The sequence below is a fragment of the Chelatococcus sp. KU-N122 genome (assembly GCF_055391085.1).
On record NZ_AP043981.1, the window covers coordinates 2,131,256 to 2,145,489 of the forward strand.

12 protein-coding genes are annotated in these 14,234 nt (G+C 68.7%); 4 read left to right on the top strand and 8 right to left on the bottom strand.

What is annotated here, in order from left to right; translation table 11 throughout:
• Positions 1 to 155: 155 nt before the first annotated feature.
• Positions 156 to 2,357, bottom strand: a complete 2,202-nt coding sequence (locus ACZ5PO_RS09495) for a S8 family serine peptidase (protein ID WP_464192657.1) — start codon at positions 2,355 to 2,357, stop codon at positions 156 to 158.
• Positions 2,358 to 2,624: 267 nt separating this feature from the next.
• On the opposite strand from ACZ5PO_RS09495, the gene ACZ5PO_RS09500 reads away from it, so the two are divergent.
• From ACZ5PO_RS09500 to ACZ5PO_RS09510, 3 genes are all read left to right on the top strand, one after another.
• A complete protein-coding gene (locus tag ACZ5PO_RS09500; protein ID WP_464192660.1) occupies positions 2,625 to 2,963 on the top strand; it encodes a hypothetical protein in 339 nt (112 codons plus the stop codon).
• A gap of 125 nt (positions 2,964 to 3,088) precedes the next feature.
• Positions 3,089 to 3,649 (top strand): sigma-70 family RNA polymerase sigma factor, encoded by a 561-nt coding sequence (locus ACZ5PO_RS09505; RefSeq protein ID WP_464192662.1) that lies wholly within the window; start codon positions 3,089 to 3,091, stop codon positions 3,647 to 3,649.
• The gene (locus ACZ5PO_RS09510) at positions 3,646 to 4,353 is read left to right on the top strand and encodes an anti-sigma factor (RefSeq protein ID WP_464192664.1); all 708 of its coding nucleotides are present in this window, start codon (positions 3,646 to 3,648) and stop codon (positions 4,351 to 4,353) included. The genes ACZ5PO_RS09505 and ACZ5PO_RS09510 overlap by 4 nt, the downstream gene beginning before the upstream one ends.
• A 29-nt stretch (positions 4,354 to 4,382) precedes the next feature.
• Here the strand turns inward: ACZ5PO_RS09510 and ACZ5PO_RS09515 are convergent, their stop codons facing one another.
• Together ACZ5PO_RS09515 and ACZ5PO_RS09520 are read right to left on the bottom strand one after the other, a co-directional pair.
• A complete protein-coding gene (locus ACZ5PO_RS09515; RefSeq protein ID WP_464192667.1) occupies positions 4,383 to 5,621 on the bottom strand; it encodes an RNA polymerase sigma factor in 1,239 nt (412 codons plus the stop codon).
• Between the two features lie 43 nt (positions 5,622 to 5,664).
• Positions 5,665 to 6,003: a YciI family protein gene (locus tag ACZ5PO_RS09520; RefSeq protein WP_464192669.1), complete on the bottom strand. Its 339-nt coding sequence runs from the start codon at positions 6,001 to 6,003 to the stop codon at positions 5,665 to 5,667.
• Positions 6,004 to 6,358: 355 nt separating this feature from the next.
• Here ACZ5PO_RS09520 and zwf point away from each other — a divergent pair, with 355 nt between their 5' ends.
• Positions 6,359 to 7,822, top strand: coding sequence for a glucose-6-phosphate dehydrogenase (gene zwf / locus ACZ5PO_RS09525; RefSeq protein ID WP_464192671.1), 1,464 nt, complete (start codon positions 6,359 to 6,361; stop codon positions 7,820 to 7,822).
• A gap of 67 nt (positions 7,823 to 7,889) precedes the next feature.
• Here zwf and ACZ5PO_RS09530 read toward each other — a convergent pair whose 3' ends face one another.
• The 5 genes from ACZ5PO_RS09530 to ACZ5PO_RS09550 all read right to left on the bottom strand — a co-directional run bounded on the left by ACZ5PO_RS09530 (position 7,890) and on the right by ACZ5PO_RS09550 (position 14,153).
• Positions 7,890 to 8,459 (bottom strand): PaaI family thioesterase, encoded by a 570-nt coding sequence (locus ACZ5PO_RS09530; RefSeq protein WP_464192673.1) that lies wholly within the window; start codon positions 8,457 to 8,459, stop codon positions 7,890 to 7,892.
• Between the two features lie 477 nt (positions 8,460 to 8,936).
• Positions 8,937 to 9,806 carry an alpha/beta hydrolase gene (locus tag ACZ5PO_RS09535; protein ID WP_464192675.1) on the bottom strand — a complete coding sequence of 290 codons (870 nt, stop codon included), beginning with the start codon at positions 9,804 to 9,806 and terminating at the stop codon, positions 8,937 to 8,939.
• Positions 9,807 to 9,840: 34 nt separating this feature from the next.
• The gene (locus ACZ5PO_RS09540; protein ID WP_464192677.1) at positions 9,841 to 11,046 is read right to left on the bottom strand and encodes an ABC transporter substrate-binding protein; all 1,206 of its coding nucleotides are present in this window, start codon (positions 11,044 to 11,046) and stop codon (positions 9,841 to 9,843) included.
• Positions 11,047 to 11,134: 88 nt separating this feature from the next.
• Positions 11,135 to 12,715: a fatty acid--CoA ligase gene (locus ACZ5PO_RS09545; RefSeq protein WP_464192680.1), complete on the bottom strand. Its 1,581-nt coding sequence runs from the start codon at positions 12,713 to 12,715 to the stop codon at positions 11,135 to 11,137.
• Positions 12,716 to 12,932: 217 nt separating this feature from the next.
• Positions 12,933 to 14,153, bottom strand: coding sequence for an ABC transporter substrate-binding protein (locus ACZ5PO_RS09550; RefSeq protein ID WP_464192682.1), 1,221 nt, complete (start codon positions 14,151 to 14,153; stop codon positions 12,933 to 12,935).
• Between the last annotated feature and the right edge of the window lie 81 nt (positions 14,154 to 14,234).

Sequence of the window (14,234 nt, forward strand, 5' to 3'; positions counted from 1 at the left end):
GACAGCGCGAAACGGCTGTCAGGCCCTTGCCCTAAAATGTCTGGTTGTGTGCCACGATTGCTACGAGATCGCCCTTCGGCCGGGTGGCAGTGCAGGCGGGCGTCCCGAAGTGCGACAGCACCGTCGTGGCTGGCCGCCCACCCGCTTGGTCGGATCTAGGGCACCGCCTCCGCAACGGTCGAGGGCGCGACTGGCCGAGCGTCGACGGGGCCACCGTCCTGGGGGAACAGGAGGATGTCCGCCGCCGGCGCGCTCTGCGTGGTGACGGTCGCGGGCACGGAGGCCGCCGGCGCGGTCGCCGTGACGGTAGCCGGCTGCGGCTCGCTCGCCTGAACCTGGCCGGATTCGAGGCCGGCGGTCGGCGCCAGAGAGACCTTTGACATGCCAGGACCGTCGGCCACCGCCGCGACCGCGCCCATGGCGTCGCTCAAGCCGGCGCCGAAGTCGTCGTCGCGGCCGAGGGAGCCCAGGTCGCGGGCCGTTCTGTTCATGACCTCGCGCACGGCGTCGGCGGAGAGCTCGGGGCGTTCGCTGAGCATCAGCGCCGCGACGCCGCTGACGTGGGCAGCCGCCATGGAGGTGCCGGAGCTGTAGGTGTAGGCGCCGGCCGGGGCCGCCACCAGGATCTCCGAGCCCGGCGCGGCGAGCGCCACATAGGCGCCGCGGTTGGCCACGGCGAGGCGCTTGTCGTCGGCGTCGGTCGCGGTGACTGCGATGACATGGGGCTCGGCCGCCGGATAGACCGGCTTCGCCGCGGGGCCCTCGTTGCCGGCGGCGGCGACGAGGATCATGCCCTTGGCGTGGGCCGCCGTGATCGTCTGCGCCAGCAGCGGATCGGCCGGGCCGCCGAAGCTCATGTTGACGACGCGCGCGGCCTTGGCATGGGCCCAGTCGAGGGCGGCGACGACGTGCGCCGTGGTCCCCTGGGCGCCCGGCTTGGCGGCGCTGGCCGAGAAGGCGCGAATGGCGAGCAGCTCGGCGCGCGGGGCCACGCCCATCAGGTCGGCGCGCGCGCCGACGATGCCGGCGATGGCGGTGCCGTGGGCGTGCGGCTCCGGCGGGCCGCCGATCTCGTCGAGGCTGTCGGCGACAGCGCCCTTGAGCTCCTTGTGCTCCGCGTCGATGCCGGAATCGATGATGGCGATGCGGGTCCTGTCGCCGAGCGCCAGCCTGTGCGCCTCCGGCGCGTGGATCTTGGCGACCGCGTATTGCGCGGCGGCCAGAACCGGCGTCGAGGGCGCAGCGCCGGCGGCGAGGGTGAAGATGTAGTTCGGCTGCGCCGCGAGCACGCGGCTGTTGCGCTCCAGCGCCCGCACCACGCTCGCCACGTCGCGGCGGTCGCCGATGCGGTAGCGGTTCATGTGCGCGCCGATCAGCTCGATGCGCGTCGACGAGACCAGCGTGAGCCGCTGGCTCCGGCCGATGGCCGCGCCGATGTCGGCGTCGCTCGTCGTGAACAGCACCTCGCCGGGCACGTACCGTGTCTCGTCGGCGGCGGGCACGCCGCTCACGGCGCGGGGAGCTGCGGCAACGGTGGTGGCCGGCGGCGGCGGCGGCACGGCGCGCGGCGTCCTGACCACGCGGGCCGCCCGCTCGGGCACGGCCGCCGGCGCCGGCGAAGGCCTGGCCACGACCTTGACCGGCTCGGGCCTGGGTTGCGGCCTGGCGGCCCGCACCGGTTCCGGCTTGGGCTCCGACTTCGGCTCCGACTTCGGCTCCGGTCTGGCGACCTTCACGGGCTCGGGCTTCGGCCGCGGCTTGACGACCTTGACGGGTTCGGGCTCGTCGACCTCCACCGGCGGCCGTGTCGGCCGCACCTTGGCTGGCTTCCGCGGTGGCGCCGGCGCGTCGACTTCGACGATCACGGGCCGTGGTCGCGGTCGCCGGACCGGTCGGACCACCTCGTCCTCGTCGGGGCCCGTGTCGACCCAGACGGGCCCGGGATAGGGCCGAGGATAGGTCGGATAGGGCCGCGGCGGATAAGGCCGGCCGGGCCAGTGCCCGGCGACGGGGCCAGGATAGGGCCGGCCGGGCCGGGGCCCTGCGTCGGGGCCGGGATAGGGGCGCCCGGGCCTGCCGGGCCAGGGACTGGCGATGGGGCCGGGGTAGGGGCGGCCAGGGCGGCCGGCGACCGGGCCCGGATAGGGTCGGCCGGGCCCATGCCCGACGCCGCGTCCGGGATAGCCGCCACCCTGGAAGCGGCCGCCTCCCTGCATGCCGCCGTAGGAGCCGAAATGAGATTGGGCCTGGGCTTCGCCGAGGCTCAGGGCGCCGATGACGGCGATGCAGAGCGTGCTCAGAAGGGTGCGGTGCGCTACGCGGCGGCGGCCACCGGCCGCAGGTGTCGGGATGGGCATGGCATTGCTCCTCCGTCCGCCTCGCCGCGGAGCTGGTGCGAGGCTGCCGCGTGAGCGTGCCCCCGCGACCGTCCGCCTGCGGTGCGGCTGGACACACGCTGCGAGGCAGCTGGTGCGGGCCTCGGCGCGGCCGGTCGCCGTCGGCACATCGCCCCCCGGTGCCGTGGCAAAAAAAATTGCGGAAGCGATGAACCGGACGAAGCGCCGCTGCGACCAACGGATATCGGGGATGCAACGGGCAGCCCCCTTGCTCGAAGGAACAGTCCGATGTCGCACCAGATCATTCGCAAGCTCGTCGTCGCCGCCGGCCTCGGGATCGCCACCGCCGGCCTCGCTCTCGCCCCGACCAGCGCGTCCGCCTTCGGCGGTGGCCATGGCGGCGGCGGCTTCGGCAAGGGCGGCTTCGGTGGCGGCCACATCGGAGGCGGCCACATCGGAGGCGGCCACTTGGGGGGTGGGGGCTTCGGCCGTGGGCATGGCCCCCGCTGGGGCGGCGGCTACGGCTTCGGTTATGGCCCGAGCTTCGTGGGCTATGGCTACGGCTGCGTCGTCAAGCGCTTCATCGACGAGGACGGCGACATCGTCATCCGCCGCCGCTGCTACTGAACCGGGGCGCCGGCCGCACTTGACCGCCACCGCGCGCAACGGGAAACGTGCCCCATCGAACCGAGGCGCCGCCGTCCCACCGGATGGCGGCGCCCCAGCATGCGGGGCGCGCTTTGGCGGGGGCTATGGGCGGCACGTCGGACGAGGACCTCATCCGCCGCATCGCGGCGGGCGAGCGGACGGCGATGATGGTATTCTATGGGCGTCATCACGTCCGCGTGCACCGCTTCCTGGTGCGCATGCTGCGCAGCGACGCCGCCGCGGAGGATGTCATCGGCGACGTCTTCTTCGACGTGTGGCAGCAGGCCGGCCGCTACGAGGCGCGCGCCAGCGTGACCACCTGGCTGCTGTCCATCGCCCGTTTCAAGGCGCTGTCGCAGCTCCGCAAGCGGACCACGGACGAGCTGGAGCCGGAGGTCGCCGAAGCGATCGAGGACGAGGCCGACGATCCGGAGGTGACCCTCCAGAAGGCGGACAAGGCGGCGGTGATGCGCCGATGTCTCGACCGTCTGCCGCCGATCCACCGCGAGGTGATCGATTTGGTCTACTACCACGAACAGAGCCTCGACGAGGTGGCGCAGATCCTGGGAATCCCGGAGAATACGGTGAAGACGCGCGTGTTCAACGCGCGCAAGCGCCTCTCCGAGCTCCTGGTCGCCGCCGGCGTCGACAGGGGATGGCCATGAGCACGACCGAACCGCCGACCGGCGAGACCGACATCGAGCTCCTGCTGCCGTGGTACGCCACCGGCCGCCTGAAGCCGGCCGACGCCGAGCGCGTGCGGCGCGCGCTCGACGGCGACGCGGAGCTGCGCCGCCGCCTCGACCTAGTGCGCGAGGAGCAGGCCGAGACCATCCTGCTGAACGAGGCCGTCGCCGTGCCGCCCGCGCGGGTCCGCGACGATCTCTTCGCCCGTATCGATGCGGGCGAGGGGCAGCGGGCACCCCTGCGCGCGGCAGCCACGGCGGTGCGGCGGAGCATGGCCGAGCGGCTCGCGGCTGCGGTGACGGCGCTGTCGCCGCGGACGCTCGCCTGGACGACGGCCGGCCTCTGCATCATCTTCCTGGCGCAGGCGGGCGTCATCGGCACGCTCATCGCCGAGCACGAGGCCGGCAGCGGCTACCAGACGGCCTCGAGCGGTGGTGCCACGGAGACGCCCGGCACATACGTGCTCCTGGCGTTCACCCCGACCGCGACGACGGCGGACGTGACGGCGTTCCTCTCCGCAGCCAAGGCGGTCATCGTCGACGGGCCCAAGCCCGGCGGCATCTATCGCGTGCGGATCGCCGACACGGTGCTGGCGCGCGACGCGCTGGAGGCGCGCCTCGCCGAGTTGCGCGGCCAGAGCAGCCTCGTCCGCCTGGCCCTGCCGGAGGCGGCCGGGCGCTGAGCAACTGCCCGGCCGCAAGGCACGCGACGTCAGTCGAGCTCGGCCAGGCGCCTGGCATACAGGCGCCGCTCGGGCTCGATGCGCGCCAGCGCGAGCGCCGCGCGATAGGCCTCGCGGGCGTCGTCCCGCCGGCCCAGCCGCCGCAGGAGGTCCGCCCGCGCGCCGGGCAGCAGGTGGTAGCCCTGGAGGCTGCCGCGGGCGGCGAGCGCGTCGAGCAGGTCGAGCGCCCGCGCCGGGCCGTCGACCATGGCCACGGCGGCGGCGTGATTGAGCTCGACGACCGGCGAGGGGTGCAGACGCAGCAGCACCTCGTAGAGGCCGACGATCTGCGGCCAGTCGGTGGCCGCCGGATGCGGGGCGCGCGCGTGCAGCGCCGCGATGGCGGCCTGGACCGCATAGGGGCTCGGCCGGCCCGGCGTGCGCAGCGCCGCCTCGACCAGCACCAGCCCTTCATCGATCTGCACGCGGTCCCAACGCTGCCGGTCCTGCTCCTCGAGCAGGACGAGGTCCCCGGTCGCCAGCGTGCGCGCCCCGCGCCGGGCGTCGTGCAGCAGCATCAGCGCGAGCAGGCCCTGGATCGCCGGCCGGTCCGGCAGCAGGACGTCGAGCAGGCGGGCGAGCCGGATGGCCTCGCGGCAGAGATCGTCGCGCAGCCGGTCGGCGCCGGTCGTACCGGCATAGCCTTCGGTGAAAACCAGATAGATGGCGGCGAGCACACCGTCGACGCGCTCATCGAGCATCGTCGGCTCGGGCGTCCGATAGGGGATCCTGGCGTCGCGGATCTTCCGCTTGGCGCGCACCAGTCGTTGCGCCATGGTCTCCTCGCCGACCAGGAACGCCCTGGCCACGGCCTCCGTGGACAGGCCGCAGACGGCGCGCAGCGTCAGCGCGACCTGGGCCTCGAGGTTCAGGGCCGGATGGCAGCAGGTGAAGATCAGGCGCAGCATGTCGTCGCCGAAGCCGTCGTCGTCGCCGTCGTCCGGCATGACCTGGCCGGCGAGCCGCGCCTCGGCTTCCAGGTCGGAGCGCTTGGCGCGAAACCGGATCTGACGGCGCAGGCGGTCGATGGCCTTGTTGCGGCCCACGTTGACCAGCCAGGCGCGCGGTTTCGGCGGGATGCCGCTGGCGGGCCATTGCTCGACGGCCGTCGCGAAGGCCTCCTGCAGGCCCTCCTCGGCGAGCTCGAAATCGCCGACGAGGCGGATCAGCGTCGCCAGCACGCGACCCGCCTCGGCCCGAAACACGGCGTCGATATCGCTCACGCTCATGTCCCGCCACGGTCCATGGCTCAACCGGCCACGGCCGGCGGCTTCAGCTATAGATCATCACCGGCCGCACCTCGATGGAGCCGAACTTGGCGCTGGGCACGCGCGCGGCGATGGCGATGGCCTCGTCGAGGTCCTTGGCGTCGATGAGATAATAGCCGCCGAGCTGCTCGCGCGTCTCGGCGAACGGGCCGTCCGTCGTCAGCGTCTTGCCCTCGCGGACCCTCACGGTGGTGGCCGTCGAGGTCGGCTGGAGGCCGTCGCCCGCCTTGAACTGGCCGCTGCCGACGATCGACTGCGTGAAGTCGCGGTAGGCGGTCATCAGGTCCGCGCCCTGCTCCGGCCGGGTGGCTTCGTTTGCGTAGATGAGCAAGAGATACTGCATGGGGATAACCTCGGTTGGGGCGGCGCCATCCGCCGCCTCATCCAGTCGAACGGGCGAGGGCCGGATCGACCGCGGCGGCCGCATTTTTTGCAAGGGCGGGTGCGTGCAGAAGCATCGCCGTCGCGGCGGTGCCGTCACACCCCTGTCGCCGTCCTCTCTTTTGGGTAGAGCGGGCTGGCCCCGCTTTTGCGGGGCGCCGTGAGCGTGCCACAACACGAAGGGCGTCTAGAGCATCTCGATCGGATCGAAATGCTCTAGCTCTTTCGAATATGGGGCGCTTCTTCCCGATCGTGTGATTCCACCCGATCGGGAAGCGCTCCGGGACGCTGCCGTAACGGTGGATGGGAGTCGAGACGTGCGCAAGATACCGCCCGGAGTGGGCCCGAAGCATCCGCAGGTCGTCGTGCTCTTCGGCGCCACCGGCGACCTGTCGCGCCGCAAGCTGCTGCCGGGGCTGTTTCACATCACCAGCGTCGGCTTCATCCCGGGCTGCCGCATCATCGGCGTATCGCTCGATGAGCTCGACCGGGAGGCGTTCCGGGGGTTCGCCCGCGAGGCGGTCGACCAGTTTTCCACGCGCAAGATCGACGAGGCCGATTGGGCGGCCTTCGCCGAGACCCTCGACTATGTTCCTTTGGCGCAGGGCGCCGGCGCCCTGCGGGCGGCCGTCGCCCAGGCCGAGCAAGCCCTCGGCGCGGGCGCCTGCCGGCTGCACTACCTGAGCGTGCCGCCGGCGGCAGCGCTGTCCGCGGTGCGGATGCTGGCCGAGGCCGATCTCGCCGAGGGCTCGCAGATCATCATGGAAAAGCCGTTCGGCACGGATCTGGAGAGCGCCGTCTCGCTGAACACCAAGCTGCACGAGGTGTTCTCCGAGCGGCAGATCTTCCGCATCGACCACTTCCTCGGCAAGGAGCCGGCGCAGAACATCCTCGCCTTCCGCTTCGGCAACGGGCTGTTCGAGCCGATCTGGAACCGCAACTTCATCGACCACGTGCAGATCGACGTGCCGGAGACGCTGGGTCTCGGCAAGCGCTCCGGCTTCTACGAGGCCACCGGTGCCTACCGCGACATGGTGGTGACCCACCTGTTCCAGATCCTCGGCTTCATGGCCATGGAGCCGCCGACCGCGCTGGCGCCGGCGCCGATCAGCGAGGAGAAGAACAAGGTCTTCCGCAGCGTAGTGCCGATCGACCCCAAGGACGTGGTGCGCGGCCAGTACGTCGGCTACCGCTCCGAGGAGGGGGTCGACCCGGAATCCGACACGGAGACCTTCATCGCCCTGAAATGCTTCATCGACAACTGGCGCTGGGCCGGCGTCCCCTTCTTCCTGCGCACCGGCAAGCGCCTGGCGGAAGGCCAGCGCATCATTTCCATCGCCTTCCGCGAGCCGCCCAAGAGCATGTTTCCCGCCGGCTCCGGCGTCGGCGCGCAGGGGCCCGACCACCTCACCTTCGATCTCGCCGACGCCTCGAAGATGTCGCTGTCGTTCTACGGCAAGCGTCCCGGCCCGGGCATGCGGCTCGACAAGCTGAGCATGCAGTTCGCCATGCACGACACCGGCCTGGTCGGCGACGTTCTGGAAGCCTACGAGCGGCTGATTCTCGACGCCATGCGCGGCGACCACACGCTGTTCACCACCGCCGAGGGCATCGAGCGCCTCTGGGAGGTGTCGACGCCGCTGCTGCAGGCGCCGCCGCCGGTGCGGCTCTATCCGACCGGCTCGTGGGGCCCCAAGTCGATCCACCAGCTCATCGCGCCGCACGCCTGGCGTCTGCCGTTCGAGCGCGCCTGGCGCGACCCCAACATAGTCGGAAGCTGAAGGTTCGCGTCTGAAGGCTGGCTGGCCGGGTCGAGCCCGGCCAGCCATCAACTGAGAAAAACAAACCTCACAGCAATTTCCAGATCCCCTGCGCCCTGGCGATCAGCCGGTCGCCGACAGTGAGCGTGGCGGCCACGAACACCACCGAGCGCGTCCGGCGCACGATCTCGCAGCGCGCCTCGACGAACTCGCCCACCTTGACCGAGCTGACGAAGTGGGTGTCGAGGTGGATCGTCGCGTGCGGATGGTCGTCGCCGGCCATGGCGATATGCATCCCGAGCACCCGGTCGGCGAAGGTCATCAGCATGCCGCCATGGATGATGCCGCGGCGGTTGCGGTGCTTGGGCAGCGCGATGAAGCCGAACACCGGCCCGTCATCGGTCACGCGGAACCACATGGGCCCGGTGTGGCGCGTGAAGCCGCGGGTCTGGATTTCCTCCCAACCGTCGCCCGGCGGGCGGCTCGTCGCCGCCAGCTCCGCCGATTCCAGCTGGTCGACGCAGGAGCGCGCCAGCGCCTCGCTCTTGAAGCGGGCGAGCACGCCGTTGGTGTCGCGCACCGTCCAGCTCAGGCCGTCGGCTCCCGCCTCCTCGACGATCTCGACGTCCAGCTCATAAGGCTCGTTCGTCAGGCTCATGGCCGCCGCCCACGGCGCTCGGCGGGACAAGGCCCGCACTGCTCATTCATCGCTTTGCTCGCTCCCGGCTCGTCCCGTATCGGTTCGTCGGGCGCCTTGTCTCATGATCGGGGGCCGCCGCGGAAATGATTTTTGCGTTGGCTGTGGTCAGGCTTCGGAGGCTGGGCGCGCCGGTGGTGGGGCGGGAATGCGTCACGCGTGAAGTCCGCGGCGATGTGGTCGACGCGTGCGGCTGCGCTTCGCGAGGGCCACCTGCCACCGCCCCCGGCGCACCGAGACGGCGACACGTTTGCCGAACCGGCCGATGCCGGCGGTCGCCTCGGCACGGCGAGGCGGAAACGCCCGATGGCAGCTTCGTGGGTCGGGAACCTGCCTCCGGCCTTGATGATCGTGCGCGGCGGGCCGGGGCGCGTCCCGATGCAACTGCATCGGATCCGGCGTCAAGGCCTCCGGCGGCGGCCGTTCCGCCGAGAAGGATCAACTGTGGCTAAGGATAAAGGCCGACATCGTACGGATCGCCTCCCGCCCCTTCTTCAGCATTGGCCAATATAGATGCCAGACGTGGAAGACGTTGTCCCACACGTCCAGCTCGACATCGGCATTGAATGCGCGAAGCCGGTCGACCAAGTCGTAAACGTCTCCGACGAGAACCTCATTGGCGGCGACCTGGATAAGAATTGGGGGAAAGTCGGCGCTTTTGCAGTTCAGCGGTGAGACCAGCGGATGCTCGTGCAGCTCGGGTGGCGCGTATTGGCGCGCCAGGTAGTCTGCCCCCTCTTTCGATAGAAAGTAATCCTGCTCGGCGAAGGACTCATACGTTACGTTCACCGGGCGGACCGAAAGCCAAGGACTAATTGCCACGGCACAGCGGGGCATCTGGGACCGTTTTTCCTGGAGGGCAATCAACAACGAAAAGGCAAGCCCGCCGCCGGCGGAGTCGCCGGCGATGGCCGTGATCGGTCCCTTCGTGGCCAACTCCTCATAAGCGGCGATTGCATCCTCGATCGCGGCCGGAAAAGGGTGCTCCGGAGCAAGACGGTAGTCGAGGCTGAACACCGTTCCGCCGATGTCGTGGGCCAGGCGTTCTGTAAGATGCCGATGAGAACGAGGCGATCCGGCGATGTAACCACCTCCGTGCAGGTACAGGACGACAGGCCCCTCGCCCGCCGTTGTCCGCTCTGCACGTACGTTGCCGAGCTGAACGGGCGTGACCGACGCGTCGGGGGCGGTCGGAAAGCGTTCGGCTAGCCGATCCATCTGGCGGCGGAGCTCGTGGACAGGCAGTTTATGTATTCGCTCCATCTTGGAAAATCGATCCAACAAATAATCGAGCTCGGGATCGTCCATTCGCCTCTCCTTATCCACTTGGCGAGGCCGCCGACTATCGATCGCCGATCACCGGCCCGAACAGCTCCCAGCTCTGGCCGTTGAAGCGCTGCATCTGCTGGCTTTCGATCGGATAGTAGTCGGTCGGCGACGTCTTCACCTTGATGCCCGGCAGCAGCATCGGCAGCGGGAAGTCCATGCTGGCCGCCTGCTTCATGATGTTCTCGCGGGAGAGATCGTCGCCGCAGTTCTTGAGGACCTGAACCAGGGCCTGCGCCACCGTGTAGGCATAGATGTTGAGCTGATCCTGCAGGTTGCCGTTGGGATAGTATTTCCTCATGAAAGCCGTCCACTCCTGGGTGGCCGGGTCGCTCGCCCATTGCGGGTCGGTGGGGTCCTTCTGATAGGCCGCGGAGATGATGCCGGTGGCCGCGTCGAACCCCGCCGGCTGGAGCACGCTGGAGACCGAGGTCGAGGTGGCGGCCAGGAAGAACATCTTCGGCTTCCAGCCGATCTCGTGGACCTTGCGGATGGCCTGTGCCGCCTGCTTGGGAATGGCGTGCATGAACAGCGTGTCGGCGCCGGAGGCCTTGAGCTTCACGATCTGGCTGTCGATGCTCGGGTCGGCCGGCTCGTAGGTCGCCTCGGCGATGACCATGCGCTTGGCGTTGTCGGCCCCGAGACCCATCTTGAAGCCGTTGGCGTAGTCCTTGCCCGCGTCATCGTTCTGATAGAACAGCGCGATCTTAGCGTCGGGGTTGTTCGTCAGCACATGCTTGGCGTAGACCGCCGTTTCCGCCTGGTAGGACGGCTGGAAGCCCATGCTCCACGGGAACTGCTTGTAGTCACCCCACAGAGTTGCGCCGCCGCCCACGAACAGCTGAGGGATCTTCCTGTCGTTGAGGTACTTGCGGACGACGAGCCCGGTCGGCGTGCCGAGCGGGTTGAAGATCAGCGCGACCTCGTCCTGCTCCACCAGCTTGCGCGTCTGCTCAAAGGTCTTGGGCGGGCTGTAGCCGTCGTCGAGGCTGATCAGGTTGATCTTGCGGCCGTTGATGCCGCCCTGGTCGTTGATCATCTTGAAATAGGCCGTCTCCGACATGGGAATGACACGGTAGGCCGAGGCCGGTCCCGAGTAGGTCGTCGTCTGGCCGATCCTGATCTCCGTGTCGGTCACGCCAGGCGCGTACTTTTTCTCGGCCATGGCCGCCGTGCCGATCAGCGATGCCGCTGTGACGGCGGCGAGCGTTATCCATCTCATGCGTTTCTCCCCAGTCCTGATGCCGCCGCGGTCATGACGGCGCTCGCCGCAATCCAGATCGCTGCGCCGCGCCGCCACAAGTTCGATGTCAGTTCACGTTTCTCGCGAGATCTTTCCAATACGGCTCCCGAAGCTGCCGTCTCAGGATCTTCCCGGAGGCATTTCGCGGCATGGTCTCGATGAATTCCACGGTCTTCGGCAGCTTGAAGCGGGCTATCTTCGCCGCGGCGTGGTCGACCAGCGCGGCCGCCGTGGTCTCCGCGCCCGGCTTGAGCACGACCAGCGCCTTGACCTCCTCGCCCCATGTGTCCGAGGGCACGCCGATCACGGCAACCTCCGACACGGCCTCGTGGCCATAGAGCGCGTCCTCGACCTCCGCCGGATAGATGTTCTCTCCGCCGGAGATGATCGTATCCTTCAATCGGTCGTGAATGTACAAGTAACCATCCCGGTCCAGATAGCCGACATCGCCCGTCCGAAGCCAGCCGTCGCCGGTGAGGGCGGCCCGCGTCGCTTCAGGCAGGTTCCAGTACCCGGCCATGACGGCCGCGGACCTGACGATGATCTCCCCCGGCTGGTCCAGGCCGAGGATGGTGCCGGCGTCGTCGACGATCGCCACCTCGCAGCCGGGCAACGGCCGCCCGGCGGAACGCATCTTCGGCGCGTCGTCCAAGCCATGGTCGTCGGGCGGGAGGACCGAGATGGCGCCGGCGGTCTCGGTCATGCCGTAGAACTGAACGAAGCCGCATTTGAACACGTCCATGCATTCGCGCAGCAGCGCGCTGGGGATCGGACTGGCGCCGTACGTGATTTTCCTGAGCCGGCTGTAGTCGACCGTCCTGGCGCGCGGGCGCCGGACGATCAGCTGCAGGGTGGCCGGCACGAGGAAGAACGTGTTCAGGCCTTCGTTCTCGATCAGCTCCAGAACGTCCTCGGCGTCGAACTCGCGCCGGACGATCGCCGTCACACCCGCCGCAAGCACCCATAGCCCCCAGGTCGTGCCACCCACATGCCCGACCGGCAACGCGACGAGCGCGATGTCATCCTCGCGCCACTTCATCCACGCCTGTTCCGATTCCCAGCAGAGCCTGGGCACGTTGAGGAAGTTGGTGTGCGTGAGCATGGCCCCCTTCGGCCTGCCGGTGGTCCCCGACGTGTAGATCTGCACGACGACGTCGTCGGCCTGCACCTCGTACGTTGGCGCGCGCTCGTCACGGGCGGCGAGCCACGCGCTGTAGCTGGTGAAGTCCGCGTCCGGGGTGTCGACGCCAACGAACATCCCGACGCTGCGCAACTCGCCCCGGATGTCTCTCGCCAGGCCCTCGAAGCCGGTGGCGACGAACAGGATCTTCGCGCCGCAGTCCTGGAGGATGTACGTGATCTCGGCGGACGACAGCCGCCAGTTCAGGGGAACCATCACGGCGCCGATCTTGGCGGCCCCCATCAGGAGCACGAAGTAGCGATCGCAGTTCTTGCCCAGGTACGAGATCCTGTCGCCGCTGCCGATGCCGGCGCTGCGGAGCGCCGCCGCAACGTCGCTGCTCGACGTGTCCAGCGCTTCAAAGCTCGTGAGCCGGCCCTCGAACGACAGCGCGGTCGTCCCGGCCCGCGTCGCTGCATAGTAGCGACAGATGTCGGGGAGCGTCCTGATGGGGAAGCTTGAGGTCATCGCTCTCTCCAGTTCGCATGCCGGGTCAGCCGGTGCGGATGTCGGCCGGGCCGGGGGAACGGCGCCTATCCGCGGCGCCCTGCGGCCACCACCTGCCGCGTCGCCAGGAAGCCCTGTCGACTCGGCGGGCGGCCGCCGTCTCCCGAAGCTGCGTTGGCCGGCCTTGCTGCGGCCGACGCCGAGCTATGGGGCTACGTCGCAGAAGAGGCCCGCGACATCATTTGCCCTCGGAGCAGATGACCTCGCCGATGCGCTGCCAGCTACTGCCATCAAAGCGGATCGGCTGGAGACACTTCATCGGCTGATGATCGGATTTGCTCGTATTGAGCTCGATGCCGGGCAGGATCATCGGGGGACGGAAATCTTTCAGGCTCAGGGCCTGACGCATGATGTTGTCGCGCGATACGTCATCGCCAGCCTGCCTGATGACCTGCGCGATGGTGTGGCATCCGGTCCAGCCGAGGACGTTGTTGATATCCAGCTTGTCGCCACTGGGATAATACGCGTCCATCCACTTGGCCCATTCGACTGTCTCGGTATCGGCGCGCCATTGCGGGTCTGTCGGGTCCTTCATGAATGCCGCGCTGAGCGTTCCCTTGGACGTGTCCAAACCGGCCGCCTCCATCACCGTTCGAGACGTGGAGACGGTGCTGATGAACCGCTCGGGGGTCCAGCCGATGTCGGCGGCCGCCTTGATCGCCTGCGCGGCGAACTTGCCGACCGCAGCCGCGACGAGCACGTTGGCGCCGCTGTCCTTCAACAAGGCAATCTGGGCCGATACGGTCGGATCGGTGTTCTCGTAGGTGACGGCCTTGACGATGAGTTGATCGGCTTTTGCTCCGAGCTCCCGGCGCAGCCCACTGACATATTCTCGTCCGAAGTCGTCGTTCTGGTAGAGAACGCCGATGCGCGGATTTGGAATATTGGCCAGTATGTACTTGGCATAGATGACGGCTTCCGATGCGTAGGTCGGCGGATAGCCGGTCGTCCAGGGGAATTGCTCCGGATTGTTCCAGTTGCTCGATCCCGTCGGGATGAACAATTGCGGTATCTTGTTCGTATTCAGATACTTCTGGACGGCCTTGCTGGTCGCCGTGCCGAACGTGAACGCCATGAAGAGGACCTGATCCCGCTCGACCAGGCTCCGGGTCTGCTCGACGGTCTTGGGTGGGCTCCACCCGTCGTCGACGGAGATGAAGTCGATCTTCCGGCCATTGATGCCGCCGTCGGCGTTGAACTTGGCGAAGCAGGCCTGAAGTGATTTACCGACCGTCGCGAAGACGGAGCCGGGCCCGCTGTAGATGGCCGTATTGCCGATGCGGATCGTGCCCGCGTCGGCGGCCATGGCCCCGGCGGCGTGAAGTTGGCAGAGGGCCAACGCGCCGACGGCCGCAAAGGTGCGCCGTAGTCCTGCGCTGCGCAGATGCATGATCGTCATCCTCCCTCCAGTTTTATTCGTGTCTGAGACGCGCCGTCGGTAGTTCGCCGAAATCAAAGGGCGGCGACGAGGTCAGTATAT

Bases quoted from the DNA above. Each gene is read 5' to 3' on its own strand.
- ACZ5PO_RS09495 (WP_464192657.1), bottom strand. From the start codon at position 2,357: ATGCCCATCCCGACACCTGCGGCCGGTGGCCGCCGCCGCGTAGCGCAC.
- ACZ5PO_RS09500 (WP_464192660.1), top strand. From the start codon at position 2,625: ATGTCGCACCAGATCATTCGCAAGCTCGTCGTCGCCGCCGGCCTCGGG.
- ACZ5PO_RS09505 (WP_464192662.1), top strand. From the start codon at position 3,089: ATGGGCGGCACGTCGGACGAGGACCTCATCCGCCGCATCGCGGCGGGC.
- ACZ5PO_RS09510 (WP_464192664.1), top strand. From the start codon at position 3,646: ATGAGCACGACCGAACCGCCGACCGGCGAGACCGACATCGAGCTCCTG.
- ACZ5PO_RS09515 (WP_464192667.1), bottom strand. From the start codon at position 5,621: ATGAGCGTGAGCGATATCGACGCCGTGTTTCGGGCCGAGGCGGGTCGC.
- ACZ5PO_RS09520 (WP_464192669.1), bottom strand. From the start codon at position 6,003: ATGCAGTATCTCTTGCTCATCTACGCAAACGAAGCCACCCGGCCGGAG.
- ACZ5PO_RS09530 (WP_464192673.1), bottom strand. From the start codon at position 8,459: ATGAGCCTGACGAACGAGCCTTATGAGCTGGACGTCGAGATCGTCGAG.
- ACZ5PO_RS09535 (WP_464192675.1), bottom strand. From the start codon at position 9,806: ATGGACGATCCCGAGCTCGATTATTTGTTGGATCGATTTTCCAAGATG.
- ACZ5PO_RS09540 (WP_464192677.1), bottom strand. From the start codon at position 11,046: ATGAGATGGATAACGCTCGCCGCCGTCACAGCGGCATCGCTGATCGGC.
- ACZ5PO_RS09545 (WP_464192680.1), bottom strand. From the start codon at position 12,715: ATGACCTCAAGCTTCCCCATCAGGACGCTCCCCGACATCTGTCGCTAC.
- ACZ5PO_RS09550 (WP_464192682.1), bottom strand. From the start codon at position 14,153: ATGACGATCATGCATCTGCGCAGCGCAGGACTACGGCGCACCTTTGCG.